Origin of the sequence: Phocaeicola sp. ICN-14070 (assembly GCF_037892625.1) — a bacterium.
In the GTDB taxonomy this organism is placed as follows: domain Bacteria; phylum Bacteroidota; class Bacteroidia; order Bacteroidales; family Bacteroidaceae; genus Phocaeicola; species Phocaeicola plebeius.
The window spans coordinates 1-472 of the sequence record NZ_JBBKBF010000181.1 but is presented as its reverse complement, the minus strand read 5'-3'; the positions used below and the strand labels follow the sequence as shown (position 1 = coordinate 472).

Sequence of the window (472 nt, the reverse complement as noted above, 5' to 3'; positions counted from 1 at the left end):
TACGAACGAGCCGTATGCCATCGCGAAGATTGCGGGACTGAAGATGTGTGAAAGCTTCAACCTGCAGTATGGCACGAATTACATCGCCGTAATGCCGACCAACCTGTACGGACCGAATGATAATTTCCACCTGGAAAACAGTCACGTACTGCCGGCCATGATCCGCAAGATTCACCTGGCGAAATGCCTGAACGAGGGCGACTGGGATGCGGTACGCAAGGATATCAACCTGCGCCCGGTGGAAGGTGTAAACGGAAGTAATACGGACGAAGAGATTCTGGAAAAGCTGGCGAAGTTCGGCATCACACCGGAAGCTGTTACGCTCTGGGGTACGGGCAAGCCGATGCGTGAGTTTTTGTGGAGTGAAGAAATGGCGGATGCCAGCGTACATGTGTTGCTGAACGTAGACTTCAAGCAGACGTATGATGCGTCAAAGAAAAATGCGGACGGTATTACTGAAATCCGTAACTGC

1 protein-coding gene is annotated in these 472 nt (G+C 51.7%); it reads left to right on the top strand.

Features of this window, described 5'->3' with window-relative positions; genetic code table 11:
• Positions 1–472: NAD-dependent epimerase/dehydratase family protein (locus WKT20_RS18200; RefSeq protein ID WP_340417885.1), on the top strand; the 472-nt coding region annotated here is incomplete at both ends.